22 protein-coding genes are annotated in these 24,844 nt (G+C 70.5%); 7 read left to right on the top strand and 15 right to left on the bottom strand.

Going from position 1 to position 24,844, the window contains the following annotated elements; genetic code table 11:
* Positions 1–144: 144 nt before the first annotated feature.
* From C8E87_RS23415 to C8E87_RS23395, 5 genes are all read right to left on the bottom strand, one after another.
* Entirely contained in the window at positions 145–873 is a 729-nt protein-coding gene (locus tag C8E87_RS23415) for an FAD:protein FMN transferase (RefSeq protein WP_133877024.1), read from the bottom strand.
* A gap of 32 nt (positions 874–905) precedes the next feature.
* The gene (locus tag C8E87_RS23410) at positions 906–1,421 is read right to left on the bottom strand and encodes an FMN-binding protein (RefSeq protein WP_133875084.1); all 516 of its coding nucleotides are present in this window, start codon (positions 1,419–1,421) and stop codon (positions 906–908) included.
* Positions 1,422–1,437: 16 nt separating this feature from the next.
* Positions 1,438–3,069, bottom strand: a complete 1,632-nt coding sequence (locus tag C8E87_RS23405; protein WP_239079891.1) for a ferredoxin reductase family protein — start codon at positions 3,067–3,069, stop codon at positions 1,438–1,440.
* Positions 3,070–3,247: 178 nt separating this feature from the next.
* Positions 3,248–4,648 (bottom strand): glucose-6-phosphate dehydrogenase, encoded by a 1,401-nt coding sequence (locus C8E87_RS23400; protein ID WP_133875083.1) that lies wholly within the window; start codon positions 4,646–4,648, stop codon positions 3,248–3,250.
* A 30-nt stretch (positions 4,649–4,678) separates the two neighbouring features.
* Positions 4,679–5,638, bottom strand: a complete 960-nt coding sequence (locus C8E87_RS23395) for a GlxA family transcriptional regulator (protein WP_133875082.1) — start codon at positions 5,636–5,638, stop codon at positions 4,679–4,681.
* A 93-nt stretch (positions 5,639–5,731) separates the two neighbouring features.
* Between C8E87_RS23395 and C8E87_RS46400 the strand changes: the two genes are divergently transcribed.
* Positions 5,732–5,854 carry a hypothetical protein gene (locus C8E87_RS46400; RefSeq protein ID WP_275408936.1) on the top strand — a complete coding sequence of 41 codons (123 nt, stop codon included), beginning with the start codon at positions 5,732–5,734 and terminating at the stop codon, positions 5,852–5,854.
* Positions 5,855–5,875: 21 nt separating this feature from the next.
* On the opposite strand, the gene C8E87_RS23390 is transcribed toward C8E87_RS46400, so the two are convergent.
* Positions 5,876–7,558 carry an alpha/beta hydrolase gene (locus C8E87_RS23390; RefSeq protein WP_133875081.1) on the bottom strand — a complete coding sequence of 561 codons (1,683 nt, stop codon included), beginning with the start codon at positions 7,556–7,558 and terminating at the stop codon, positions 5,876–5,878.
* A 222-nt stretch (positions 7,559–7,780) separates the two neighbouring features.
* Between C8E87_RS23390 and C8E87_RS23385 the strand changes: the two genes are divergently transcribed.
* Entirely contained in the window at positions 7,781–8,944 is a 1,164-nt protein-coding gene (locus C8E87_RS23385) for a hypothetical protein (RefSeq protein WP_133875080.1), read from the top strand.
* 15 nt (positions 8,945–8,959) lie between these two features.
* Here C8E87_RS23385 and C8E87_RS23380 read toward each other — a convergent pair whose 3' ends face one another.
* On the bottom strand, positions 8,960–10,768 hold the full coding sequence (locus C8E87_RS23380) for a penicillin acylase family protein (RefSeq protein ID WP_133875079.1): 1,809 nt from the start codon (positions 10,766–10,768) through the stop codon (positions 8,960–8,962).
* Positions 10,769–10,874: 106 nt separating this feature from the next.
* Here C8E87_RS23380 and C8E87_RS23375 point away from each other — a divergent pair, with 106 nt between their 5' ends.
* Positions 10,875–11,258, top strand: coding sequence for an OsmC family protein (locus tag C8E87_RS23375; protein WP_133875078.1), 384 nt, complete (start codon positions 10,875–10,877; stop codon positions 11,256–11,258).
* On the top strand, positions 11,255–11,593 hold the full coding sequence (locus C8E87_RS23370) for a hypothetical protein (protein WP_133875077.1): 339 nt from the start codon (positions 11,255–11,257) through the stop codon (positions 11,591–11,593). Before C8E87_RS23375 ends, C8E87_RS23370 begins: the two co-directional genes overlap by 4 nt.
* On the opposite strand, the gene C8E87_RS23365 is transcribed toward C8E87_RS23370, so the two are convergent.
* Positions 11,590–12,627: a beta propeller repeat protein gene (locus tag C8E87_RS23365; RefSeq protein WP_203720448.1), complete on the bottom strand. Its 1,038-nt coding sequence runs from the start codon at positions 12,625–12,627 to the stop codon at positions 11,590–11,592. The two genes, C8E87_RS23370 and C8E87_RS23365, sit on opposite strands and share 4 nt — an antisense overlap.
* Before the next feature lie 83 nt (positions 12,628–12,710).
* On the opposite strand from C8E87_RS23365, the gene C8E87_RS23360 reads away from it, so the two are divergent.
* Positions 12,711–13,262 carry an antibiotic biosynthesis monooxygenase gene (locus C8E87_RS23360; protein ID WP_133875076.1) on the top strand — a complete coding sequence of 184 codons (552 nt, stop codon included), beginning with the start codon at positions 12,711–12,713 and terminating at the stop codon, positions 13,260–13,262.
* Here the strand turns inward: C8E87_RS23360 and ligD are convergent.
* From ligD to C8E87_RS23345, 3 genes are read right to left on the bottom strand one after another with little or no spacing between them, the layout of a single operon-like run.
* Positions 13,251–14,222 (bottom strand): non-homologous end-joining DNA ligase, encoded by a 972-nt coding sequence (ligD, locus tag C8E87_RS23355; protein ID WP_133875075.1) that lies wholly within the window; start codon positions 14,220–14,222, stop codon positions 13,251–13,253. The two genes, C8E87_RS23360 and ligD, sit on opposite strands and share 12 nt — an antisense overlap.
* Positions 14,223–14,231: 9 nt before the next feature.
* Positions 14,232–15,965 carry an acyl-CoA dehydrogenase gene (locus tag C8E87_RS23350; RefSeq protein WP_166661216.1) on the bottom strand — a complete coding sequence of 578 codons (1,734 nt, stop codon included), beginning with the start codon at positions 15,963–15,965 and terminating at the stop codon, positions 14,232–14,234.
* Between the two features lie 42 nt (positions 15,966–16,007).
* Entirely contained in the window at positions 16,008–17,795 is a 1,788-nt protein-coding gene (locus C8E87_RS23345; protein WP_133875073.1) for a sensor domain-containing diguanylate cyclase, read from the bottom strand.
* A gap of 321 nt (positions 17,796–18,116) precedes the next feature.
* Between C8E87_RS23345 and C8E87_RS23340 the strand changes: the two genes are divergently transcribed.
* Positions 18,117–19,814 (top strand): alpha/beta hydrolase, encoded by a 1,698-nt coding sequence (locus C8E87_RS23340; protein WP_239079890.1) that lies wholly within the window; start codon positions 18,117–18,119, stop codon positions 19,812–19,814.
* A gap of 14 nt (positions 19,815–19,828) precedes the next feature.
* Here the strand turns inward: C8E87_RS23340 and C8E87_RS23335 are convergent, their stop codons facing one another.
* A complete protein-coding gene (locus tag C8E87_RS23335) occupies positions 19,829–20,656 on the bottom strand; it encodes an ABC transporter permease (protein ID WP_133875072.1) in 828 nt (275 codons plus the stop codon).
* Positions 20,657–20,721: 65 nt separating this feature from the next.
* Entirely contained in the window at positions 20,722–21,702 is a 981-nt protein-coding gene (locus tag C8E87_RS23330) for an ABC transporter substrate-binding protein (RefSeq protein WP_133877020.1), read from the bottom strand.
* Positions 21,703–21,965: 263 nt separating this feature from the next.
* On the opposite strand from C8E87_RS23330, the gene C8E87_RS23325 reads away from it, so the two are divergent.
* Positions 21,966–22,898, top strand: coding sequence for an LLM class F420-dependent oxidoreductase (locus C8E87_RS23325; RefSeq protein ID WP_133877019.1), 933 nt, complete (start codon positions 21,966–21,968; stop codon positions 22,896–22,898).
* On the opposite strand, the gene C8E87_RS23320 is transcribed toward C8E87_RS23325, so the two are convergent.
* Positions 22,883–23,518, bottom strand: a complete 636-nt coding sequence (locus tag C8E87_RS23320; protein ID WP_133875071.1) for a response regulator transcription factor — start codon at positions 23,516–23,518, stop codon at positions 22,883–22,885. The two genes, C8E87_RS23325 and C8E87_RS23320, sit on opposite strands and share 16 nt — an antisense overlap.
* Positions 23,470–24,765, bottom strand: coding sequence for a sensor histidine kinase (locus C8E87_RS23315; protein ID WP_133875070.1), 1,296 nt, complete (start codon positions 24,763–24,765; stop codon positions 23,470–23,472). Before C8E87_RS23315 ends, C8E87_RS23320 begins: the two co-directional genes overlap by 49 nt.
* Positions 24,766–24,844 lie beyond the last annotated feature (79 nt).

Here is a 24,844-nt window from a genome sequence, read left to right as displayed (position 1 = left end):
GTGTGCCGGTCCCCGTAAGTTCACGCCGCCATGCTGCCGCAAACCGGTCGATGAACGCCGCCCAGTTTCACCCGCTTGTGGATAACCGCACGGACGGACCGGCCGGCCTGTGGACGAGGCCGTAGCCCGACTAGAATCGTGATATCAGACGGCCGCGGGGAGGTTCGCCGAGCTGAACGCCCGCCCGTCATCGGTCACCACCGCGGAGTCGTAACCGTCCGCCGCCCGCTTGGCCAGCCAGGCGATGCCGGCCTCCCCCATGGCGAGCGCCGCCGTGGCGTACGCGTCGGCCACCGCCAGATCCGGCCCGACGACAGTGACCGAGCGCAAGCCCTTGGCGGCCTGACCCGTACGCGGGTTGATGATGTGATCACCCCGCTCGTACGTCCCCGAGGTCGCCACCGCCCCGTCGGTCAGCGCGAGCACCCAGCTGACCTTGTCGGCCTCCCACGGGTGCCGGATGCCGACCCGCCACGGCCCGCCCTCGGGGTGGTGACCGCGCATGCGGATGTCGCCGCCCGCGTTGATGTAGTGGTCGTGCGACCCGGCCTCGGCCAGCCGTCGCGACGCCACCTCGACGGACCAGCCCTTCACGTAACCCGACGGGTCGAGCGACCCCGAAGCGTACGCGTCGAAGTAACCGTCCGTGTCGCGCCACAGGTCGGCGCAGACCTCCAGAACGTGCCGCAGGTCGGCCGAGGCGTCCTCCAGCCGCAGCTCGCCGCGGCCGAAGCGGGACACCTCGCTGTCCGCCTTGTAGGTGCTGAACCGGGCGTCCACCTCGTGCAGCCAGTCGCACACGCCCGCGATGAGCCGGCCGAGCTCGTCGTCGGGCCGATCGTCGGCCAGCTCGATGCTGACCGTCGTTCCCATCACATGTTCAACATGGCGCACAGAGCGTGACCCTACGCCTTTGCGGCGTCCAGCGCTGCTTGCAGTGACTTGACATAGGACTCGCTGGTGTAGGTGGCCCCGGAGACGGCCTGGACGTCGGCGTTCTGTGCCTGAAGCGTCGCCTCCTTGAGCGCGGCGATGGCGGGCGGGTTGATCGTGCCGCTGTCGTTGGCCGTCGGGTAGGTCGCCTCGGCAGCAGTGATCTCGCCGCCCTCGATCTTGATGCTGACCTGGATTTTCCCGTACGGGTTCGCGGCGGCGTCGCCCTTGAAGACGCCGTCCTTGAGGCCGCTCTTGGGCTTCTCGGTCTGCTTCTCCTCTTGCTTCTCGTCCTCTTTCCCGGCCCCCTTGCCGGCCGGTTTGGTGGTCGGCTTGGCAGCGGGCTTCTTGGAGGGGGTGCCGTTTTCCAGGTTGGACACCGGCGCCTGCGCGACAGGGGCCTCGGGCGGCGTCACGCTCAGTCGCACCCCGATGATCAGGGCGGCGCCGGTCAGGGTGCCGACGGCGGCTGCGGTACTACGTCGCATGGCGAGTAACTCCTTGTCAGAACTCGAACGGGTCGAGGTGCAGCTGGCTGTCCGGGACGTCCAGTTCGCGCAGGGTGCCCACCGCCGCCTCGACGAGCCCGGGCGGCCCGCAGAGGTAGACGTCGCGGCGGCTCACGTCGGGCACCAGGCCGAGCAGGCCCTCGGGGGTGAACAGCCGGCGCGGGCCGGGATCGTTGCGGCCGCCCACGATGTAGCGGACCCAGGCGTCGCGTTGCTCGGCGAGGTCTTCGAGCTCCCCGCGGAACACCAGCTCGTCGGGGCGGCTGGCGCGGTAGATCACGATGGTGTCCGGCGGCATGTCCTCGAGCAGGGCCCGGATCGGTGCGATGCCGCTGCCACCGGCGATCAGCAGGGCACGGCGGCGGGTGCGGCGCTGGGCGGTGAAGGTGCCGAACGGTCCCTCGGCCCAGACCGGGGTGCCGGGCTTCATGTCGGCCAGGCGCCGGGTGTGCCCGCCGACCGCGGTCACGGTCAGGCGCAGCCACTGCGAGTTCGGCGCGGCCGACAGCGAGAACGGGTGCGACTGCCACCAGCCGTTGCGGGTCAGGAACCGCCAGCGCATGAACTGGCCGGCCTGCGCGGGCAGGCTCTGCAGATTCTTGCCGTCGATGTAGATCGAGAACGTGTTGCCGCCCTCGGAGACCACCTCGGCCACCTCGAACCGGTGGCGCAGGTTGAGCCACACCGGCTCGACCAGGCGGCCCCAGACCAGCGCCGAGATCACCAGCGCGGTCAGGGCCGGCCAGAAGATCGAGGCGAACGGGCCGCTGAGGTTGGCGCCGGTGGCGACCTGGTGGCCGTAGCCGAGCAGCAGGACCAGATAACCGGTGAGGTGGATCAGGTGCCACAACTCGTACGGCAGGCGGGTTTTCGCCGCCCGCATCGAGATCAGGCTGATGACCACCAGGATGATCGTCGCCGCGGTGGCGCTGAGCATCTCGGGCAGTGTCGTGATGATCGTGACGCCCTGGTCGACGATGCCGGTCTCGGCGGTGAGCGCGTAGCCGTAGACGATGAAGACGGCGTGGGCCAGGACGAAGAAGCACAGCGAGGTGCCGAGCCAGCGGTGCCAGCGCAGCAGGTCGCGGGCGCCGACCCACTCCTCGAGCCAGCTGACCCGGCTCATCATGAGCAGCTGGACGAACAGGACGTAACCACCGATGAGCCCGGTGACCCGCCCGACCGCGAGCATCAGGCCGGCGGTGTCGCTGACGTCGCCCGCCTGGGTCTCGAACAGCCAGAGCGAGACGCTGGTGGCCAGGCCGGCGAAGAACAACAGGACGGTGAGCAGGCGGTTGCCCGAGATGGCCTCGGCCGGCGGGCGGTCGTCGGGGATCGGCGGCTGCACCGGGCCGGAGGCCTTCCAGCCGGTCGGATCGGTGTTCGACTCGACGACCAGGTCGCTGCGGCGGTACGGGTCGTCCCGGTACGGGTCGTCGGGCCAGGGATCACGCCCGTCGTCGACCTCGCGCACACCCCAGCCGCTTGACGCCCCGCGGTCGTCGTCGGGCTCGCCCCACGGATCGGAGCTGGGTGCGGCACGCAGGTCGGCGAAGAACTGCGCATCCTCGTCGGCCTGCAGGCGCTGATCCTTGAAGGTCTGGAACGTCGGCGGTCCCTGCGCCATGGTCCTCACCCGTTCAGCGGTCGTCTTCGGCGTCTGCCACCCCCTGCGGCTGACGTGACGACCCTTCTCGGGAGGCCGTCGGGCTGTTGTACGCACCCGGCCCCGGCTTCGCTCAACCTTGGGCGGAATTAATTGGGGTGCGGGCGGCCCTCGACCCCGGCCGCGTTCCGTTCCGCCTTCACTGACCCAGCAGCCACCGATGCGGCGCGGCCAGCCTGCGGGCAGCGGCCGGCCCCCACGAGCCCGGCGCGTACGAGGAGGGCTTCGGGCGGTCGCTGAGCAGCGGCTCGATCGTCTTCCAGGTCGCGCTCAACCCGTCCGGCCGGGTGAACAGGGCACGGTCGCCGAGCAGCACGTCGTGGATCAGACGGGCGTACGGCGGCAGTGGCTCGCCGTTGGAGACGTTGTCCAGGGGCAGCCGCACCGAGGCGGGTTCCAGCTCGGTCGCCACCCCGGGCCGTTTGACCAGCAGCGACTGGTCGATGGTGCCGTCCCCCGCCAGGTCGAAGGTGAGCACGTTGCTCTGCGGCGGGAGCGCGGCGAACGGCCCGGCGGGCGTGCGCAGCACCAGGCTCACCACCTGCCGGCTCTCGGCCAGACGTTTGCCCGTACGCAGCAGGAACGGCACCCCGCGCCAGCGCGCGTTGTCGATCCAGAGCTTCGCCGCCACGTACGTGTCGGTGGCGGAGCCCCGTTCGACGCCTTTGATCTGCTTGTAGCCCGTGTGCTGCCCGAGCACCACCTCGGCCGGGTCGAGCGGCCGGAACGCCCGGATCACCCGTTCGCGCGCGGCTTGCAGGTCGGCAGACCCGAGGCTGGCCGGCGGCTCCATCGCGACCTCGGCGGCCACCTGGAACAGGTGCGTGACCAGCATGTCGAGCACGGCGCCGGTGGCGTCGTAGAAGGCGGCCCGCTGCTCGACCCCGAGCGTCTCGGGCACGTCGATCTGCACGCTCTCGATGTGGTCGCGGTTCCACACCGCCGACAACGCCTCGTTGGCGAACCGGGCGACGTGCAGGTTCTGCGTCGCCTCCTTGCCGAGGAAGTGGTCGATCCGGTACACCTGCTCCTCGCCGAGCACCCGGTGCACCAGCCGGTTGAGCGAGCGGAACGACGCCGGCGACGTGCCGAACGGTTTCTCGAAGACCACCCGGGCGCCGGACGCGAGCCCGTGCTCCCCCAGCGCCTTCGTCGTCTCCTCGAACGCCACCGGCGGGATGGCCAGGTAGTGCACGAGCTGCGGCGAACCGCCGAGCTGCGAGCGGGCCTCGGCGATCACGTCGAGCAGGCTGCCCGGATCGTCGGAGTTGAAGCCGCCGCCGGCGAACCGCAGCCGTGACGAGAACTCCTTCCACGGTCCCTGCGCCGGTTTCGGGCCGAATTCCTCAAGAGCTTCCCGTACGTGCTGACGGAAGTTCTCGTGGGAGACGTCCCCACGGCCGTTGCCGACCAGGATCCACTCCGACGGGAGCAGCCCCTCGATCGCCAGCGTGTAGAAGGCCGGCAACACCATCCGCCGAGCCAGATCACCGGTCGCCCCGAAGAGCACGAACACCGTCGGACCAGGAGTCTTCGTCATGACCCGGGGTGTGCCCGACCGGTGACGCGCTCACACCGGCTGTGACGACCGGAACGTTCCCCGGTACGCCTGCGGGGTGGTGGCCAGCCGCGTGGCGAAGTGGTGCCGCAGGGTCGCCGCGCTGCCGAACCCGACCCGCGCCGCGATCGCGTCGACGCCCAGGTCGGAGTCTTCGAGCAGGGTGCGGGCGAGCAGCATGCGCTGGCTGATGAGCCAGTCGTGCGGGGTCGCGCCGGTTTCGTCCCGGAACTTGCGGGCGAAGGTGCGCGGGGCCATGTGCGCCAGCCCGGCCATCGTGTCGACGGTGTGCGGCTGGTCGAGCGAGGCGAGCACGGCGTTCAGCACCGGCTGCAGGGTCGCGCACTCGACGGCCTTGAGCGGGGTCTCGATGTACTGCGCCTGCCCGCCCTCGCGGTGCGGCGGCACCACCATGCGCCGGGCCAGCATGCGGGCCACGGCCGTGCTGTGCTCCTGGCGGATCAGGTGCAGCCCGGCGTCGATGCTGGCGGCCGTGCCGGCGCTGGTGAGCACGCGGCCGTCCTGCACGTAGAGCACGTCGGGGTCGACGACGGCGGCCGGGTAGAGCCGGGTCAGGCGGGCCGTGTGCAGCCAGTGGGTGGTGCAGCGACGGCCGTCGAGCAGGCCGGCCGCGCCCAGCGCGAACGCGCCCGTGCACACGCTCATCACCCAGGCGCCCCGCTCGTGGGCGCGGCGCAGGGCGTCGAGCACGGGCTCGGGCGGCACGAACTCCGGGTTGTCGAACGGGGCGATCACGACCAGGTCGGCCTCGTCGGTGCGGGAGAGGTCATGGCGTACGGAGATGTCGAAACCGGCCCGGCTGGCCACGGGACCGCCGTCGAGCGAGCACACGGCGAAGTCGTAGCCGGGCAGCCCCTCGGCCGTGCGGTCGTAACCGAACAGCTCGCAGAGGACCCCGAGCTCGAAGACGGCCACCTCGGGAAGGGCGATCACGGCGACGTTGCGCAGCATGTGACGGAGCCTACGGCCACTTGGCAGGATTTTGAAGAGGTATGGCATCACTGCCACTGTCGACCCGGGGCGAGCAGGACGAAGCTCTGTGTCATGGCTATCGCAATCGCAATCTTCTTCCTGCTCATCCTCGCCGCCGCCGTCACGGGCCACACTGTGGACACTCGCGACAGCGCCGACTGGAAGCCGTCGAACGAGGGCTTCCGCCGCACCTAGGCGCGGCGGAAGCCCCGCCCGTCAATGCGTCAGCAACACCGAATCCGGACGGATCGTGGCCACCGGCGGCCGCTGCCCGGCGGTCGCCGCCCGCACCGTGGCCGAAGGCGCCGGCGACGTGAACGGCTGCGCGGCGTCCGTGCAGGTCTTGCCGTCCTGCGGGGCCTTGCCGGTCAGCAGGTAGGTGTCGATCGTCGTGGTCGCGCAGACCCCGGAGCCGTACGCGGTGTGTCCCCAGTTGTTACTGGAGAGCAGGCTCGCGTTCGGCGCCAGCGCCCGCGCCGAGACAGCGCCGTGGTAGGCCGTCGCCGGGTCCCAGAAGTTGCCGACGATCAGGAACGTGGCCGCCGTACGGTTGGTGAACGGCCCGGTGTACGCGTTGCGATCCTGGACCGTCCAGGTCTTGTTCGCGCACTGACTGTCGATCCAGCCCCACGGACGCCCGAAGTACCTGGCTTCCCGGTCGCGGCGCTCGACGGCGGCCGGCCACGAGGACGCGTCGGCCGGGTGCTTGCCGTCGGTGCAGATCACCGTGCTGGCGGCCTCGAACCCGTTCTCGTACGGGAAGTCGTACGCCCGGGCGGCCTTGGCCGCGTTGACCCGCTTGAGCAGCGGCGCGGTCGAGCCACCCTCCTGCGCCTGGGCGATCTCGGCCGCCAGTTGCGTGACCCCGGCGCCTGCGTCGGTGCTGTAGAGCGTGCCCAGGACGGCGCTGATGAAGACCGCGTACGTGACCTGGATCGTGCCGCCGGCCCCGTCGGGGAACTCGAGCGGGTCGGTCTTCAACCGGTTCGCCACCTGGTCGAAGCGCTTGACCGGGTCGCCCTCGGCGAAGACGCACTTCGACTCGCCCGCCTTGTCGCAGCGGACCAGGATCTCGTGCAGCGCCTTGTACGCCCCGGCGCTGGAACGCAGGCGCTGGTCGAGGATCTGCCGGGTGTTGCCGACCCAGGCTGCCGGGTCGAGCACTCCGTCGACGACCAGGGCCCGGAAGCGGTCCGGGAACATGTTGGCGTAGTACTGCCCCAGCGCGCTGCCGTAGCTGAAGCCCAGGTAGGTGAGCTTCTTGTCGCCGACGGCCCGGCGTACGACGTCCATGTCACGCGCGACCTCGGCGGTGGACGCGTGGGCGGTGAGCGGGCGGCCCGTGGCCGAGCAGGCCCGGCCCAGCCGTTTCGAACCGGTCACGTAGTCGCGTTCCTCGGCCGCGGTGACGGGGAACGGCACGTTCATGAGGTTGAACACCTCGGTCTGCGCGCGCACGGACGGGAAACACTTGACCTGCTCGCTCGCGCCGACGCCGCGCGGATCGACGCCGACGATGTCGAACCGATCGACCAGCGCCGCACTGAGGAAGTCGGGCGCGGCCAGCGCGAACTGCGTCGACGAACCACCCGGACCACCCGGGTTGACGAACAGGCTGCCGACCCGCTGGGCCTGGTTGCGGGCCTTGACCCGCAGCACGGCGATCTCGGTGGACGGGCCCTGGGGCTTGCGATAGTCGAGCGGCAGCTGGACGGTGGCGCACTCGGCGATCTCGTAACACTTGTACCAGTCGAGCTTCGGCGTAGGCACAGCGTCGACGAGCCGAGCTTCCGATGAAGCGCTGCCGGCGGACGCGGGAGCGGCGCCGGCTACGGCCGCGCCGATCACGAGGGTGCCGGCGAGCGCCGAGGTCAGTAGTCGGTGCGTCTTTCGTGGCATACGGAAGACCCCTTCTGACGAGTGGGATCGCGGCGGCGATGCCGCGACCCCAGGCATTGTAGAGAGTCGATGCACACGCAGTGATCATCACTACTGCCTCATACCTGACGAAAACCCCTCGGATCGACGCTGTAGATCAGCCCGGGAGTTACTTTTGGTGATCAGCTGCCCGGGGCCGAAGGGGGTGGTGAAGCCCGCGGATGCATTTGGCACAGTGGACGGATGCGCACCGATGTCGACCTGCCCGCCCCGGGACTGCTGTGGACCCGCTGGGCGACGCTGTCCGCCGCGATGACCGGCATCGGCTACGCCGACGTGTGGTTCGTCGACGACCGCGGCGCCCACCACGACGACCACGGCGGCAGCTGGGCCCGTCTCGCCCTCGTCGACCGTGCCCGCGCCGTACTGTTCGGCTACGACCGCGACCACAGCGCGACAGCGGCGGCCGACCCTCCGGTCGACCTGCTCACCGACGCCCCCGACTGGCTGCCCTGGCATGACCTGACCGCGCTGGCCGAGGCCGACCGGCTCGGTTTCGTCGTGTGGCACGCCGAGGGCCGCTGGTCACGCACCCGCTACCGCGACGGGGTGGCCGACGGCCTCACCCAAACCGTCGGCCCGGTGCTGAGCAACGAGAACACGCTGCGGGAACTGTCCGACATCGTCACCGAGTGGGGCCGGCACGAGCTGCGCACCCCGGCCGAGCGCGACGACGTGCGCGACGCGAGCGAAGACCTGCTGACCGCGGCCGTCCGCGGCGAGGTCACCGGGTCCACGTTCGAGCGGCTGCTCGGCCGGCTCACCGAGCCCACGCTCGACCTGCGGGCGGCCCTGTTCGCGGCCGGCCGCGGCGGCATCACCGCCGGCACCCGCCCGCCGCGCATCCCGGCCGGGGAACGCCCGCCGCTGCGCCGGGTCCGCCGGCTCAGCCAAGGCGAGCACAACCGCCTGGTCTGGGCCGCCATGCACGACGCCGCCGAGCTCAACCGGCCCGGCCCGCCCGACACAGCCGAACTACAAGCGCTGGCCGCGTGGATGCGGGCCCACGGGGGCCACAGCGTCCTGGCCTACGCCGACGCCACCAGCGTGAGCGTGCGCGCCGACCAGACCGGCGCCACGCGGCAGCTCAGCGACCTGCTGCGCGCGCTGCGACAGGCCGAGTCCGACCCCCGGTACGGGCGGTGGCTGTTCCTGCGCGTGCAGACCACCCCGACCGAGATCCTGGTCGAACGCCGCTACGACTCGTGGCCGAAATGGTGGCCCGACGACGGCGTCACCGGCCCGTGGCGCGACAACCTGCTCGAGGAGATGAACGGCCGGGCCCCGCAGTGGCGACCGGCCTGGGTGCGGCTGCTCGACCCCGAGGTGGCCTTCCGCCCGGCCTGACCGCGGTCCGCCGGCTCAGTCCAGCCGCTCCTCGATCAGGGCCGGCCAGTCGGTGACCAGCGGAATCAGCTCCCCGCGCTGCCACAACGGCAACTGGTCGGCGAAATGCGGGGAAGCCGGGTCGCCGGACGCGCCGAACGGCACGACCCAGCGGCTGCGCTGCCGATCGGCGATGTCCCAGACATAACGACCGACCGGGCCGCGCGAACACCGGTCGGTCACCCCGGGGACGCTGCTGAGGCAGAGCACTGACTCACGTTCACCACCCAGTTCGGTGCGCGGGATCCCGGCGGTCGACCCGGGAAGCCGTACGGGATCAAGAAGGTGCCTCGAACCCCAGGGGCCCGACTCGATCGTGGCCGGATCGACCAGTTCCCCGGCCGTCAACCCGAGCCCGGCCAGCACCCCGTCGAGCATCACGCCGATCCTCACCCGCGGATCCGTCCACGCGTCGAAAAGCGGGTCGAACCCGTGCGGCTGCAGAAGCGGCTTGAGCGCCGGGTGCTCGTGCAGCCGGCGCGCCACCTCGAACCGCCACGCCGCGAGCCGACCGGCCTCGACGCTGTCCGCGGGCATCGGAGTGTCCATGTGGATGCGCTGAGCCGGCACGCCCTGGTCGATCAGCTCCCGGATCCGGCGCGCCCTGGCCTTCGAGGCAAAAGCGTTCCCGTACGCCTCGGTGTCCGGGCGCCGGTCGTTGGCGTTCACGACGACACCCGTCACCTCCACCCGCGTCATCGGGCGGTAACCGGGCTCCCACGCGTACGTCTGGTCCCACGCCGGCACCGGCACGCGGCCGTTACGAGCGTCGCGCACCGGAACCTTGCCGGCCGTCAACTGCAGGGCGCGTCCGCTGGTGTCGGCGGTGAGGATGCTGTTGACCGGCTCCACCCACCTCTCGAGCGCGGCCGCGACGTCGTCCACGGTGGACGCGTGCAGCAGCGGCAGCAGCGCCGAGAAGCCGAGATCAAGTCCAGCCCGGGTCGGCGTACGCAGGCTGAGCGCGTCGTCAATCATCGGGCCGCGGGCCGTCTCGACCACCTCGACCAGTTCACTGCCACCACCCCGTACGGGAATGGTCTCGGTGTGCACGGCGACCGGCTCCCAGCCGTGCGGGCCACGCGCCTCGACACCCGACGGCGTGCGGCGCAACTCCTCGACGTAAAGGTCCTGATAGTCGGCCATCGCGTTGGTGACGGCCCAGGCCACCCCGCCCGCATGCCCGAAATGCTGCACACCCGGGACGCCCGCGAAGGTCAGCCCGGCCACGTCGAACTCCGGGCAGGACAGCCGGATCTGCTGGTAGACGCCGGGCAACTCGATCAGCCGATGCGGGTCACCGGCGATCTGCCCCGGCACATGCCAGGCGTTGCTGCCCGAACCGGTGTCGGCGTCCGCCAGGAACCAGGCGACGGCGTGCGGGCCGAGGGTGCGTTCGACATGCGAATTCCACAGTTTGCCGGGGAAACTGGCGAACATGATGTGCCGGGCCAGGAAAACCCCGAGCGACGACCACGGATGCCACGTGACCCCGCCGGCGCGGACGCCTTCCGCGTACGCCCGCAGCCACTGCTTCGTACGGGAATCGAGCTTGGCGAACGCCCGGCGGGCGGTGTCATCGATCCGGGCCCGGCGGGCGAAGCTGTCCCAGCCCAGACCGGCCGGGCCGAGCGTCTCGGACAGCAGGCCCTCGGAACGCCGCCGCTCCACCTCGATCTGCGCACCCCGATCGGCGGCGGTCACCCGCCCCTGCAGAAAGGCCAGCTCATCCACCGAGTCGGCCCGCAGATGCGGAACCCCGTACCCGTCCCGAAAAACCCGCATCCCCCATCCTTACCGACGCCCGCCACCTCGGGCGACCCGGACACCCGTTACCGCTTGCGCGGCAACAGGTGATGAAGAATGAACCGATCGGAGTCAGGAGGGCGCGGTGGACGGGTTCGCGGTGGTGGTGGGGGCCGGGTCGTTCCGGGTTGAGGGCGGGGTTCGGTTCCCGCACCGGTGGACTGCGGAAGGGGTCAGCGTCGGGGCGGACTTCACCGGGGCTCATCTGCTGCATCTGGCGGCCGCCGGGTGTGTGCTGAACGATCTGTATCGCGAGGCGGCCGGGCTGGGGGTTCGACTTGACGGGGTGCGGGTGACGGCGTCGGGCGGGTTCGACACCGAGAGCTGGGCCTCGACCGGGATCGCGTACGGGATCGAACTGGACTCGCCGGCGTCGGCGGAGCAGCAGGCGGCGCTGATCGAGCAGGTCGACCGGGTGGCTGAGATCCCGCGGGCGATCCGAGCCGGCGCCCCGGTGCAGCGGCGATGACAAAAGACAGGCACACCGGAGGAGCGGTGACGGCGGGGACGTGGACGTTGCATCGGCGGGAGGACGGGCAACTGCTGGCCGAACTCGTCGTGACCGACGGCGACTTCCCGTGGCTCAACGCGCGCGTGGTGGCGCACGACGGGCTGGATACGGTGCGGCCGCTCTTTGCCGAGCAGCTACGCCTGGCGGACGACGGTGGGCAATTCGATCCGGCCTACGACAGGGTGCGGGACGCCGTGACTCTCCGCTATCCGGAGGGGCACGACGTCCCGGAGTTCCTGCTGCACCTCGAGGGCGGCGAGGCGTGGTGGCGCTGGAGCGACGAGCCCTTCTAACGGGTCAGTTCGGCTACGCGGCCCTTTTCGCCTGAGGCCCAGCAGGCGCCGGTGGGGGTGCATTCGACGGCGTCGAAGCTGCCGGTGTCGAAGCGCTTCCAGGTGCGGCCGCCGTCGTGTGAGATGTCGCTGCCGGTGGGGCCGACCGCGAGCGCCGTGTGGCCGTGCCAGGCTGAGCCGGAACGGTATTCGCCGGGGGCCTGGGCCGACACGGTCCAGGTGCGGCCGCGCAGGTAGGCGGCGCCGTCGGGGGCCGCTGTGGGGGTCACATAGTCGCCGCCCACGGCGATGGCTTTGCCGTCGGGGCGTACGGCCAGGCTGTAGATGCCGGCGCTGGGGCCGCTGGGCACCGGGGTGCCGGTGACCGACCAGGTGAGGCCGAAGTCACGGGATGTGAAGACTCGGGCGGACGAGGCGCCGCCGGTGGCGAACATGGCCTTGCCCGCGGCCGAGACCAGGCAGGTGCCGCTGGCGGCGAAGGCGAACTCGCCGGGCAGCGCGTCGGGCATGCCGGCGGTGGGCTGCACCTTCCAGCTGCGGCCGCCGTCGCGGGTGGCGAGGATGCGGAACTTGCCGCCGACCGGGTCGGACAGGGCGAGGCCGTGCCACCGGTCGAGGAACGTGATGCAGTCGTAGAAGGCGGCCGGGTCCTCGTTGCGGAACGTCTCGGTCCACGTGCGGCCGCCGTTCGACGTGGCGTACAGGCGGGAATCTGTGCCTTCGCCGATTGTCAGGGCCACGGCGTGCTTGGCGTCGAACGCCTCGATGTCGCGGAATTCGAGCTCGGACGCCCCGGCGGGGCCGACCGACGTCCAGCTGCGGCCGCCGTCGACGGTGCGCAGGATCGTGCCGGCCGAACCGGCGACCCACGCCGTCGAACCGCTGATCGGGGCCAAACCGCGGAACCGGACCTCGGCGCCGGTGGGGGTGAGCTTCCATCCGAGGTCGCGGCCACCGGCCTGGGCGGGTGACGGGGTCACGGCGAGCAGGGCGACGGCGGCCACCGCCATCGACAACTTTCGCTGCAAGGTCATGTCGCGGAACTTACCGTGTGGGCCACGGCACGGAAACCGGAAGCGCGGCGTGCCGGAAACGACGGGATACCAGAATGTGAGACATGCAGTCTCCCGCCGTCACCGTCGCGATCACCCGCCGCGCCGACCCGTCCCGCAACGCCGAGATGATCGCCTGGGTGAACGCCGGAACCACGCTGGCCGAGGACTTCCCCGGCTTCCTCGGCACCGGCTGGGTGCGACCCGACCAGCGGTCCCACGAGTGGCACATGCTCTATCGGTTCAGCGACGAGGAGTCGCTGCGCAACTGGGAGGAGTCCCCGCAGCGACGCTGGTGGCTGTCGTCGGCCGAGGGCTTCGTCGAGCACACGCGCACGGAACGGCGTACGGGGATCGAAGGGTGGTTCGACCCACCGCGGGATCGGGAGATCAGCGAGGCCACCCCGAAGCCGCCGGCGCGCTGGAAGCAGGCGGTGACCATCTGGCTGGGCTTCTTCCCGGTCAGCCTGCTCGCCGCGGTGACGCTCAACCACCTGCTGGTCGACCTGAACGTCGTGCTGCGCACGTTGATCAGCACCCTCTGCCTGACCCCGGTCATGACCTACCTGGTGCTGCCGCAGGTGACGAGGGCGCTGCAGCCCTGGTTACGCCGCTGACGGGTCGGCGGGGCCTTCGAGGCCTGCCTTTTCGTCGCGCTCGGCCCATTCGAGCAGGGGTTCGAGCGAGTGGTGTTCGTCGTCGATGGTGGCGTGCAGGTCGCCCAGCTCGGCGAAGCGGGCGGGGACGGTCGTGATCGTGAAGTCGCGCGGGTCGGCGTCGGGGATCTCGTCCCAGGTCAGCGGGGTCGAGACCGTGGCTGTGGGCACACCCCGTACGGAGTAGGCGCTGGCGATCGTGTGGTCGCGGGCGTTCTGGTTGTAGTCGACGAACAGCTTCGCCGGGTCGCGGTCCTTGCGCCACCACGTGGTCGTCACGTCCTCAGGGGCGCGGCGTTCCACCTCGCGCGCGAAGGCCAGGGCGGCCCGCCGCACGTCGGAGAAGCCCCACCGCGGCTCGATGCGCACATAGATGTGCAGGCCACGCCCGCCGGAGGTCTTCGGATAGCCGGTGATGCCGAGGTCGTCGAGGACCGTACGGGCGACCCCGGCCACACGCCGCACCCGGTCGTAGTCGCAGTCGGGCATCGGGTCGAGGTCGATGCGCCACTCGTCGGGCTGCTCGGTGTCGGCGCGGCGCGAGTTCCACGGATGGAACTCGACCGTCGACATCTGCACGGCCCAGATGACGTCGGCCGTCTTGGTCACGCACAGCTCGTCGGCGTGGCGGTTGTAGCGCGGGAACGTCACCCGTACGGTCTCCAGCCAGGGCGGCGCGCCGTGCGGCACCCTTTTCTGGTGCACCTTTTCGCCGGCCAGCCCGTCGGGGAAGCGGTGCAGCATGCACGGGCGTTCCCGCAGCGCCCGCACGATGCCGTCACCCACCGAGAGGTAGTAGTTGACCAGGTCGAGCTTGGTCAGCCCGAGCTCGGGGAAGTAGACGCGGTCGGGGTTCGACACGCGCACGGTGAAGTCGCCGACCTCCACCGAAGTCGCCGGGCTCTTGCTCGAAGAGGCCATGCGATCAAGTTAGCCCAGAACCGCGTCGTCCATGTCGGCCAGCAGCGTGTCGCCCGAGTCGAGCAGGTCGAGCAGCGGGCCGATGCGGGGCAGCTCGTGCGTGATGAAGTAACGCGCGGCCAGCCGCTTGCCGTCGTAGAAGGCGCCCTCCTTGCCGTCCGCCGCGTTGAGCTGGGCGAGCCAGAGCCACGCGATCACCAGGTGACCGGTGGCCTCCAGATACGCCGTCGAGTTGGCCAGCGCCGAGGTCGGGTCGCCCGCCGCCCACAGTTTGCGGGTGGTGGCGGCCAGGCGGTCGCACAGGGCGATCACCGGCTGGCCCAGTTCGGCCGGGGCGGCGACGGCCGTGGTCACGATCCGCCCGATCAGCAGTTGCAGCCCTGCCCCGCCCCGCATGACCACCTTGCGGCCGAGCAGGTCGAGGCCCTGGATGCCGTCGGTGCCCTCGTGGATCGAGTTGAGCCGGTTGTCGCGGTAGAACTGCTCGACCGGGTATTCGCGGGTGTAGCCGTAACCGCCGTGCACCTGGATCGCGTGGTCGTTGGCGAGCCGGCACCACTGCGACGGCCACGCCTTGACGATCGGCGTGAGCACGTCGAGGAGCAGGTCGTTCTCCTCCGACGGCTCGTCGAGCAGTTTCGAGGCGTACAGGATCAGGGCCAGGCCGCCTTCCACGTACGACTTGGAGGCGAGCAGCATGCGGCGTACGTCGGGGTGGCGCACGATCGGCACGGCCGGCGCCGACGGGTCCTTGTCGGCCACCGGGCGGCCCTGTTCCCGGGAGCGCGCGTAGTCCAGGGCGTGCAGGAAGCCGGTGTAGCCCAGTGCCACCGCGCCCGAGCCGACCCCGATGCGGGCCTCGTTCATCATGTGGAACATGTAGGCCAGGCCCTTGCCCTCCTCCCCCACCAGATAGCCGGTGGCGTCGTCGAACGAGAGCACGGCGTTGGTCGTGCCGCGGTAGCCCATCTTGTGGTTGAGCCCGGCCAACGACACCCCGTTGCGCTCGCCCACCGTGCCGTCGGCCTCGATGTGGTGCTTGGGCACGATGAACAGCGACAGCCCCTTGACCCCGGGCGGGGCGCCGGCCGCGCGGGCCAGCACGAGGTGCACGATCGTCTCGCTCAGCTCGTGGTCGCCGCCCGAGATCCACATTTTCGAGCCGGTGACCCGATAGGTCCCGTCGCCGGCCGGGGTCGCCTTGGTCGTCACGTCGGCCAGCGCCGAACCCGCCTGGGGCTCGGACAGGCACATGGTGCCGGTGAAACGCCCCTGAAGCATCGGGCGGACGAAACGATCGATCTGCGAAGGCGAGCCGTACGTCAGCAGCAGGCTCGCGTTGCCCGCGGTGAGCAGCGAGTACGACGAGGTGGCGAGGTTGGCCGCCTGGAACCAGACGAAACAGGCCCGGGCCACCACGTGCGGCAGCTGCAACCCGCCGACCGACTCGTCCATCGTGGCGCTGAGCAGCCCGGTCTCGTTGAAGACCTTGAGCGCCGCGGCGACCTCGGGGATCACCGACACCCGTACGCCGTCGAAGGTGGGCTCCTCGAGGTCGGAGCGGCGGTTGTGCGGGGCGAAGTCACGCTCGGCGATCTGGGCCGAGACGTCGAGGAACGCGTCGAACGTGTCGCGGGAGTGGTCGGCGAACCTCTCGTTGGCCGTGAGCGCCTCGACGTCGAGCCACTCGTACAGCAGGAAGTCGAGGTCTCGACGCGAAAGGATCTTGGACACTGCCGGCACCGCCGTTCTCACGAGGAGGGGTCAGGTCCCTAGTGTGCCCGCTCAGTCCTCGGCGCGGTGCCTCCCCGGCCGCTGCTGTGGATAACTCTGGCGCGACCGCTTGACCGTGTACATGGCGTGGTCGGCCGCGCGCAGGGCCTCGTCGGGATCGCTCGCCCCGGGGGCCAGGTGCTCGCCGACGCTGGCGCCGACCTGCACCTCATGCCCGTCGATGACGAACGGCACGTCGAGGGCGTGCCGGATGCGCGCGCTCATCGCGACTGTGTCGGCGGGCTCGGACACGCCGGGCATCAGGATCACGAACTCGTCGCCGCCGACCCGGGCCACCACGTCGCGTTCCCGGACGCAGGCGCTGAGCCGCTCGGCGACCTGGCGCAGCAGTTCGTCGCCGGCCTCGTGACCGTGGGCGTCGTTGACCGGCTTGAACCCGTCGAGGTCGACGAAGAGCACGGCGACCGGCTCCTCGCGCAGGCTGTGGCCGAGCGCGTCCTGCATGCGGCGGCGGTTGGGCAGGCCGGTGAGCGCGTCGTGCTGCGCCTCGTGGGCGAGCCTTTCCTGGAAGGCGCGGTTCTCGGAGATGTCCCGTGCGTTGATGACCACCCCGTGCAGCGACGGGTTGTGCATCTGGTTGGACGCGGTGAACTCGAACCACCGGTAATCGCCGTCACCCGAGCGCACCAGGCACTGCAGGCGCAGCACGGCGTCGCGGCGGGCGATCAGCACGGAGAACTGCTCGAGCATGTACTCACGGTGGTCGGGGTGCACGATGTCGAACACGCTGCTGCCGACCAGCCGCCCCTCGTCGAAGCCGAGCACGGCGGCCGCGCTCGGGCTCGAGTATTCGATCCGTCCGGTGGCGTCGAGCACCGAGACCAGGTCCGGGGCGTGCTGGAACAGGGCCTGGAAACGTTCGTCGGCACGGCGGCGCTGGATCTGGGTGCGGTAGCCGAGCACGCTGATCGACAGCACGCCGATGAGCAACATGGCGCCGAGCGTGAGGTTCAGCGTCTGGCTCTTGGCGTGCACGGCGCCGTCGAACGACTTCTTGGTCTGGATGCGCGCGTACGACCATCCACCGGGCAGCCCGCGCACCACGACCGCGATCATCCGGGTGCCCGCGGCGGTGGTGTACTCGATGAACTCGCGGTCGCTGCCGGTGATCGCCCGCTGCAGGGCGGGGTCGATCCGGCTGCCGAGCAACTCCTTCCGGCTGGTCGCGCCGATCGTGCCGGCGCCGTCGGCGATCGCCGTCAGGTGCGCGCCCGAGCTCAGCGTGGCGGTGTACTGCTGCAGCGAAGTGGTGGGGACGTTGTTGAGGCCGATCAGGATCGCGGCCGGGCTGCCACTCACGAGCACGGGCACGCCGACGGCCTGCAGGTACGTGCCGTTGACCGCCATGACCGACGAGAACCCGGCCTTCTGCCCGGACTTGAGCGCGGCGAGCAGCGGCCGCCAGCCCGGGTCACCGGTGGCGGGCAGCCCTGCGGTACGCGAGCTGGTGAGGACCCCGCCGTCGAGGCCGATCAGGAGAGCTCCGTACGAGAATGTGGGGCTCTTGGCGGCGAAGGCGGTCAGCGCGGCCCGGTCGGCGGCGCTGCCGGTCCCCAGATGCAGGGAGTTCTCGGCGAGGAACTCGCCCAGGTCGCCCGCGTACAGCAGCTGCATCTGCCCGACCAGCGTGGCGTTGTTGACGGCGAGCGCACGTGAGTCGGCCTTGTGCACGTCGTCGGCCGCCCTGAGCGCCGACCGGTTGACCGCAAAACCGATTGCTCCCGCGGCCGCCAGCAGCACCACGCCGACCACCACGGCGATCCAGTTGCGCAGCCGCATGAATTCGCCCCTCCTCGCCGGTTGTGATCGGCAGGGAGGGCGGCGACTGAAACGAAATCCGGGGTCTGGTGCGGATAGTCCGAGTTTTCGGTGATTGCACGATCCGACGGTCGGCAGAGCCACCACGAATCGGGCAGAACGGGCATGCCTGACCGGGTGACCGGGCCGAGCGGTGGCACCGACGGTCGAAGATGGGAAGCCGGGGGCCTCGAACGTGCTTGCGGCCCGCGTGCGAACGGAAGATCCTGCCATCGGGTCGACGTGACCGCCGGTGGCGCTGGCGTCACGCGCCGTCGGCCGTGCCGGGAGCAGGGGGAGCGCATGCGCAAACTGGTGGTCGCCGCCCCCTTGATCCCGGCCCAGCGGCGAGTCCGTGAGGTGGTGGCCGCCCCGACCGTGGTGAGCAGCCGCAAGGTCATGCGCTGCGGGCTCAGCGTGACCGGGGTCGGGCTGTGTGCGGTCTTCTACTGCCTCGCCTACACCCCGTCCCTGCTGCCGAGGCCCTGGCTCCTGCAGGGTGTCGTGGCGGGCCTGACCGCCTCCTTCGGGTACGCCGGAGGAACAGCGATCGGGGCGGTGGTGCGCCTGAGATGGTGGCCGTCGCGCCGGGTCGAACGCATCGCCTGGCGCGTGCTCCTGGTCCTGGTCCCGCCCCTGATCCTGCTGTTCCTCTGGCTCGGCACCCGCTGGCAACGCGACCTGAGGGTGCGGCTGGGCATGTCACCGCAGCAGGAGTACGACCTGATGCGTACGGTCGGCATCAGCATCCTGACCTTCGGCGTCCTGCTGCTGCTGGCCCGCAGCCTGCGCCTGGCCGCGCACGGGCTGGCCCGGCTGTTCGGGCGGCTGGTGCCCGAGTCGGCCGCGTACTGCGCCGGTTTCGTCGTGGTGACCGTGCTCAGCTACACCGCGTTCGACGGCCTGCTCGTCACCAAGCTCTACACCAGCGCCGACCGGTCGGCCGCGATCACCGACAGCGGGACAGGCAACGGTGTCGTGCAGCCGGCCTCGGCGCTGCGTTCGGGCAGCCGGGGCTCGCTGGTGACCTGGGACTCGCTGGGCCGCCAGGGCCGCAACTTCGTGACCAGCGCGCCCCCGGTGGCGGAGCTGGCCGGGTTCTCGGGGCGGGCGGCGCTCGACCCGATCCGCATCTACGCCGGGCTCTCGTCGGCCGAGACGGTTCAGGACCGCGCGGCCCTCGTGGTGCGCGAGATGGACCGTACACGGGCCTGGGACCGCTCGGTGATCGCGGTGTTCACCCCCACCGGCACCGGCTGGGTCGACAACGACGTGCCGAGCTCCCTCGAATACATGTACTCGGGCGACACCGCTCTGGTCTCGATGCAGTACAGCTACCTGCCGAGCTGGATCTCGTTCGCGGTCGACCGTTCCAAGGTCGTCGAGGCCGCCTCGGCGCTGATCGGCGCCGTCCGGGAACGCCTGGCCCTGCTGCCGGCCGGCGACCGCCCCAAGCTGCTGATCTTCGGGGAGAGCCTCGGCACGTACGGGACCGAGAAGACCTTCGGCACGGCGGCCGCGATGGTCGAGGGCGCCGACGGGATCCTGCTCGAGGGCCCGATGTTCGCCAACCCGGTGCACCGGGAGCTGACCGCGGGCCGCGCGCCCGGTTCGCCGGTGTGGGACCCGTCGTACCCCGGGCTACCGGTCGAGTTCGCCTCCGAGTCGCACGAGCTGCGCGAGCTGGCCGGCACGCACCGCAAGGTCGTCTACATGCAGAACTCGTCGGACCCGGTCGTGTGGTGGAGCCCCAGCCTGCTGTGGCACCAGCCGGAATGGTTGAAAGGCACCCGCGGCCCGCACGTCACCCCCGACATGCACTGGTACCCGGTGATCACCTTCTGGCAGACGACGGTCGACCTGCTGTTCGCCAACAAGGCCCCGGTCGGCCACGGCCACGTCTACAAGTCCGGCGCCGTCGACGGCTGGGCCGCCCTGGCCCCACCCCCTGGCTGGACCGTCGGAGACACCGTACGGCTGCGCGCCCTCCTCGACAGCTAGAGGCGTCCGTCTGGTCAGGCCGTGGTGCCGCGGACCCAGGGCAGGGCCAGCCGTTCGACGACGACGATCGCGTAGTACAGGATGATGCTGACGACGGCCATCAGGGTCAGCGCCGCGAACGCCGTGGCGGTGTCGCCCTGGCCCGCGGTCTGCACGATGATGGTGCCGAGGCCCTCGTCGACGGCGCCGGACTGCATCTCACCGACGGCCACTCCGATCACGGCCAGGGGCATGGCCAGTTTCAGGCCGACGAAGATCTGGGGCAGCGCGGCCGGGACCCGTACGCGCAGGAAGGTCTGCACCCGGCCGGCGTCGAGCGACCGGGCCAGCTCGGCGAGTTCGGCCGGGGTGCTGGTGAGGCCGGTCGCGGTCGACAGCACGATCGGGAAGAAGCAGAGCAGGAAGGCCATCGCGAGCACCGGCTTGGTGCCGAAGCCGAACCAGGCGATCATCAGCGGGGCGATGGCGACCTTGGGGACGGCGTTGAGGGCCACCAGCAGCGGGCCGAACGCCCGCTCGAACGGCTTCCAGGCGGCGATGGCCGTGCCGAGCGCGACACCGATGACGATGGACAGTCCGAAGCCGATCAGGGTGACCCGGACGGTGTCCCATGTGGTGGCGAGCAGCAGGTCGGGATAGGTGCTGAAGCTGTCGGCGACGTCGAGCGGCGACGGCAGGATGATCGGCTGGACGTCGAAGATCTCGACGACCGCCCACCAGAGCGCGATGGTCAGGACGACACCGAACACCGGCCAGGCAACCACCGAGACAGAGATGCGCCGCTCCGGGCGGGCGGGACGGGCCACAGCGGCCTCCGACGGGGGCGTCAGGGTGTCTTGCACCGGTGCTCCTCGAAAAGGGCGGGGGCACGCCGTCGCCGGCGTACCCCCGTCACTGTAGAGAACGGTCAGGCCTTCGGGGTCAGATCGAAGTTGATGACCTGCTCGGGCTTGAGGCCCGGCTGGATCTGGCCGGAGCCCTGCAGGATCGCGATCGAGCGGGCGACCCGCTCCGCGTCGAGCGCGCCGACCGGGATGCCGGCCGCGGCCGACTTCACGTACGGGCCCATCACCGTGAGCTCGGCGGCGACGCCTTCCGGCTTGGCCGTCTGCACGTACTTCTGCGTGATCTTGCCGGCCTCGTCGGGGTTCGTGATGCTGTCGTTGAGGCCCTTGAGCAGCGCCTCGGTGAACTTCTTGACCTTCTCGGGGTTGTCCTGCGCGTACTTGCTCGAGGTGATCAGCACGTTGCCGTAGAGGTCCTGCAGGACGTCGCTGTACGGCAGCACGACGGCCTTCTTGCCCTTGGCGACGGTCTCGACGGTCGGCTTGCCGACGACGAACTGACCGATGCCCTGGACCCGGCCGGAGGCGAGCGTGCCGATCAGGGTCTGCGCCTCGCCGTTGACGAACTTGACCTTGTTGGCGTCGACGTTGGCCAGCTTGGCGTAGGTCGGGAACAGCGTCCGGACGACCGAGCCGGGCGCGTCGGCCAGCGTCTTGCCCTCGAGGTCCTTGGGCGAGTTGATGCCGTTGCCCTCGAGCGCGATGATCGCGGCCATCGTGCGCTGCTGGATGGCGCTCACCGCGACGAAGCCGCTGGTCTTGTCCTTGCCGCCGGCCGCGATCAGGCCACCGGTGAGGTCGATCGGGGTGAACTGGGCCTGGCCCGACACGATCGACTTGATGTTCTCACCGGAGCCCTTGCCCGGGTTGACCGTGACGTCGAAGCCCGCGTCCTTGAAGTAGCCCTTCTCGAGAGCCACGTACGCGTAGGAGTCACGGCCGAACGTACCGAACGAGGTCAGGTAAGTGATCTTTTCGAGCGAGGCGCCGGTGCCACCGTCGCCGTCTGTCGAGTCGTCGCTGCACCCGGCGGCGGCGCTCATGGTGAGAGCGAGGGCGCCGGCGACAACGGAACGAACGAGGGTCCTTCTGTGCACCGTGATCCTTCCAAACTGGCATCGAGGCAAATGGCGCGACGAGGCCTTAGGGGTCGAACGTGGGACAGGGGTGCCCCGACCGGGGATCGTAGGGCAAACTGGCACAGGCATCGATGACAAGTTCGTCTCAAACCCCGATGTAGACGCCTTCCCTACGATGGATCATGATGAGCCGCTATGCGTCCGAACAGCGTTAATTGGGGTCGATGATGCGCGTCTGTCTGTTCATCGAGCCACACCGGGGTGCCTCTTATGACACCCAATCGAGGTTCGCGCGGCACGCCGAAGACGCTGGTTACGAGGGACTTCTGCGCGCCGACCACTATCGAGCGCTGACCCCCGACCCGGGGCTGCCCGGCCCCACCGACGCCTGGGTGACGCTGGCCGGCCTCGCGCGCGAGACGAAGACCCTGCGTATCGGCACGATGGTGAACTCAGCCACATTCCGCCTGCCGGGTCCTTTGTCGATCATCGTGGCGCAGGTCGACCAGATGAGCGGCGGCCGCGTCGAGCTGGGCATGGGCGCCGGCTGGGTGGAGCGCGAACACACCGCGTACGGCATCCCGTTCCCCCCGGTAGGTGAGCGCTTCGACCGCCTCGAGGAGCAGCTGGAGATCCTCACCGGACTGTGGGGCACGGACGAGGGCGAAACCTATTCGTTCCACGGCAAGCATTACCAGCTGGTGGACGCCCACGCGTTGCCGCGCCCGGCGCAGCGGCCGCATCCGCCGATCATCGTCGGGGGCAAAGGCCCACGCCGTACGCCTGAGCTGGCGGCCCGCTACGCCGACGAGTACAACATGCCGTTCAAGTCCGTGGCCGAGACCGCCGCGGCGTTCGACCGCGTCCGCCGGGCGTGCGAGCGGATCGGCCGCGCCGAGCCGCCCACCCTGTCGGCCGGCATCGTCGTGGCGATCGGCCGCAGCGACGCCGAGGCCGAACGCCGGGCCGCTCCCCTGCACGTCAAGAGCGTGTTGCCGCCGGAGGACCCGGTGGTCGGCCCGCCCGCCCGGCTGGTGCAGCGGATCAACGAGATGCGCGAGATCGGCGCCACCCGGGTGCACCTTCGCATCATCGAGATGGACGACCTCGACCACCTCGACCTGATCGCCGCCGAGGTGCTGCCTCAGCTGTCCAGATAGGCCAGGACGGCGAGCACCCGCCGGTTGTCGTCCTCCGACGGCGGCAGCCCGAGCTTGGTGAAGATGTTGTTGATGTGCTTGCTCACCGCCTTCTCGGTGACGAACAGGCGGGCCGCGATCGCCGCGTTGGAACGCCCCTCGGCCATCTCGCCCAGCACCTCACGCTCGCGCGCGGTGAGCACGTCGAGCGGGCGGGAACGGTCGAGCAGGCGTGCCACCACCTCGGGGTCCATGACGGTGCCACCCGCGGCCACCTGGCGTACGCCGTCGATGAACTGCGCCACGTCAGACACCCTGTCCTTGAGCAGATAACCGACCCCGCCGCGGCGGTCGGAGAGCAGCTCGCGGGCGTACAGCGGCTCGACGTGCTGCGAGAGCACCAGGATCGGCAGTCCGGGGACCTCACGGCGTACGGCGATGGCGGCTTGCAGCCCCTCGTCGGTGAAGGTGGGCGGCAGGCGCACGTCGAGCACGGCCACGTCGGGCTTGCACTCGGTCAGCGTGGGCAGCACGTCGGGACCGCGATCGACCACCGCGACGACCTCGAAGCCGAACGCCTCCAGAATCCGGGTCAGTCCGTCCCGGAGGAGAGCATGGTCCTCGGCGATGACGACGCGCACGGCAACTCCATGGTCACGATGGTCGGTCCGCCCGGCGGGCTGGACACGGACATCGTGCCATCGAAGGCGGCGAGACGTCGCTCCATTCCGGCGAGCCCCGTGCCCTTGGCCATGTCGGCGCCACCCCGTCCGTCGTCGCCGACCTCGAGCCGCAGCAGGTCGCCGTGGCGGTGCATGCTCACGTAGGCGAACGTGGCCGCGCTGTGCCGTTGCACGTTGGCCAGCGCCTCGGCGACCGCGAAGTAGGCCGCCGACTCGACCGGGGTCTCGAGCCGGCCCTGGAGGTCGGAATCCACTGTGGTGGGGATGCGCGAGGTCAGCGCGAGTGCCCGGACCGCACCGTCGAGGCCGCGCTCGGCCAGCACCGGCGGATGAATCCCCCGTACGAGGTGACGCAGCTCGACGAGGGCGGTGGAGCTGTTCTCGCGCGCCTCGGACAGCAGCTTGCGAGCGGTCTCGGGGTCGCGCTCGACCAGTTCCTCGGCCAGCCCGATCGTCATGCCGAGCGACACCAGCCGGGCCTGGGCGCCGTCGTGCAGGTCGCGTTCGATGCGGCGCAGCTCGGCGGCCTGGGCGTCGACCGTGTCGGCCCGGGTGGTGGTGAGCTGGGTGACCCGCAGGCGCAGCTCGGCGGCGCGGGTCGGGGCCAGGAAGAGCTTGCTCCACAACCCCTCGATACGGCGTAGGTGGGGCGCGACGACCAGGCCCAGCGCGAGGAAGGCCAGGCCCTGGGGCATCGACAGGAAACCCTCGCCGACGCTGTCGACGGGCCAGTTCACGCCGTAGCCGGACCACTCGCCGGCCAGATACATCCAGAGCGGGAGCAGGACGATGCCCTCTACCCCGTACGCCGGGAGGGCGAGCGTGAGGGTGCCGAGCACCAGCCCGCCGATCGCGCCCGGCAGCAGCCAGGCGAAGTCGCGCCAGGTGGCCGGGTCGGTGATCACCCAGTGGTAGCGCTTCCAGCCGACCGGACCGACGTCGGCCGGTTTGGGGCGATAGGGGCGGCTGATGGTGACCCCGTGCCAGCCGGCGATCCGGCGGGCCAGGTTGGCCTTGAACCGGATCAGGGCGGTCACGGCGGGCAGCGCCACCAGCCCGATGCCGAGGACGGGGGTGAGCACGAGCGACACCAGGAAGAGCACGAAGAGCGGGAAGTTCAGGACCGCGAGCACGATCGAGAGCAACCCGGCCGCCATCGCTCGCAGCCCGTCACGTATCCAGCCTCTGGTCTCCACGCCCCCCATCCTGAACCACTGGGACGGTCAAATCGGTAGTGCTAGCCCCACCAACGCGGGGGGATCCTGCACTCCTGACGTAGCGGGT

The organism is Paractinoplanes brasiliensis, assembly GCF_004362215.1.
Classification (GTDB): Bacteria; Actinomycetota; Actinomycetes; order Mycobacteriales; family Micromonosporaceae; genus Actinoplanes; species Actinoplanes brasiliensis.
The sequence above is the reverse complement of the archived record's forward strand: the minus strand, read 5'-3'. Positions and strand labels throughout refer to the sequence as shown.

Coding starts and splice junctions, on each gene's coding strand:
- C8E87_RS23415 (WP_133877024.1), bottom strand. CDS start 873: ATGGGAACGACGGTCAGCATCGAGCTGGCCGACGATCGGCCCGACGAC.
- C8E87_RS23410 (WP_133875084.1), bottom strand. CDS start 1,421: ATGCGACGTAGTACCGCAGCCGCCGTCGGCACCCTGACCGGCGCCGCC.
- C8E87_RS23405 (WP_239079891.1), bottom strand. CDS start 3,069: ATGGCGCAGGGACCGCCGACGTTCCAGACCTTCAAGGATCAGCGCCTG.
- C8E87_RS23400 (WP_133875083.1), bottom strand. CDS start 4,648: ATGACGAAGACTCCTGGTCCGACGGTGTTCGTGCTCTTCGGGGCGACC.
- C8E87_RS23395 (WP_133875082.1), bottom strand. CDS start 5,638: ATGCTGCGCAACGTCGCCGTGATCGCCCTTCCCGAGGTGGCCGTCTTC.
- C8E87_RS46400 (WP_275408936.1), top strand. CDS start 5,732: ATGGCTATCGCAATCGCAATCTTCTTCCTGCTCATCCTCGCCGCCGCC.
- C8E87_RS23390 (WP_133875081.1), bottom strand. CDS start 7,558: ATGCCACGAAAGACGCACCGACTACTGACCTCGGCGCTCGCCGGCACC.
- C8E87_RS23385 (WP_133875080.1), top strand. CDS start 7,781: ATGCGCACCGATGTCGACCTGCCCGCCCCGGGACTGCTGTGGACCCGC.
- C8E87_RS23380 (WP_133875079.1), bottom strand. CDS start 10,768: ATGCGGGTTTTTCGGGACGGGTACGGGGTTCCGCATCTGCGGGCCGAC.
- C8E87_RS23370 (WP_133875077.1), top strand. CDS start 11,255: ATGACAAAAGACAGGCACACCGGAGGAGCGGTGACGGCGGGGACGTGG.
- C8E87_RS23365 (WP_203720448.1), bottom strand. CDS start 12,627: ATGACCTTGCAGCGAAAGTTGTCGATGGCGGTGGCCGCCGTCGCCCTG.
- C8E87_RS23360 (WP_133875076.1), top strand. CDS start 12,711: ATGCAGTCTCCCGCCGTCACCGTCGCGATCACCCGCCGCGCCGACCCG.
- ligD (WP_133875075.1), bottom strand. CDS start 14,222: ATGGCCTCTTCGAGCAAGAGCCCGGCGACTTCGGTGGAGGTCGGCGAC.
- C8E87_RS23345 (WP_133875073.1), bottom strand. CDS start 17,795: ATGCGGCTGCGCAACTGGATCGCCGTGGTGGTCGGCGTGGTGCTGCTG.
- C8E87_RS23340 (WP_239079890.1), top strand. CDS start 18,117: ATGCGCAAACTGGTGGTCGCCGCCCCCTTGATCCCGGCCCAGCGGCGA.
- C8E87_RS23330 (WP_133877020.1), bottom strand. CDS start 21,702: ATGAGCGCCGCCGCCGGGTGCAGCGACGACTCGACAGACGGCGACGGT.
- C8E87_RS23325 (WP_133877019.1), top strand. CDS start 21,966: ATGCGCGTCTGTCTGTTCATCGAGCCACACCGGGGTGCCTCTTATGAC.
- C8E87_RS23315 (WP_133875070.1), bottom strand. CDS start 24,765: ATGGGGGGCGTGGAGACCAGAGGCTGGATACGTGACGGGCTGCGAGCG.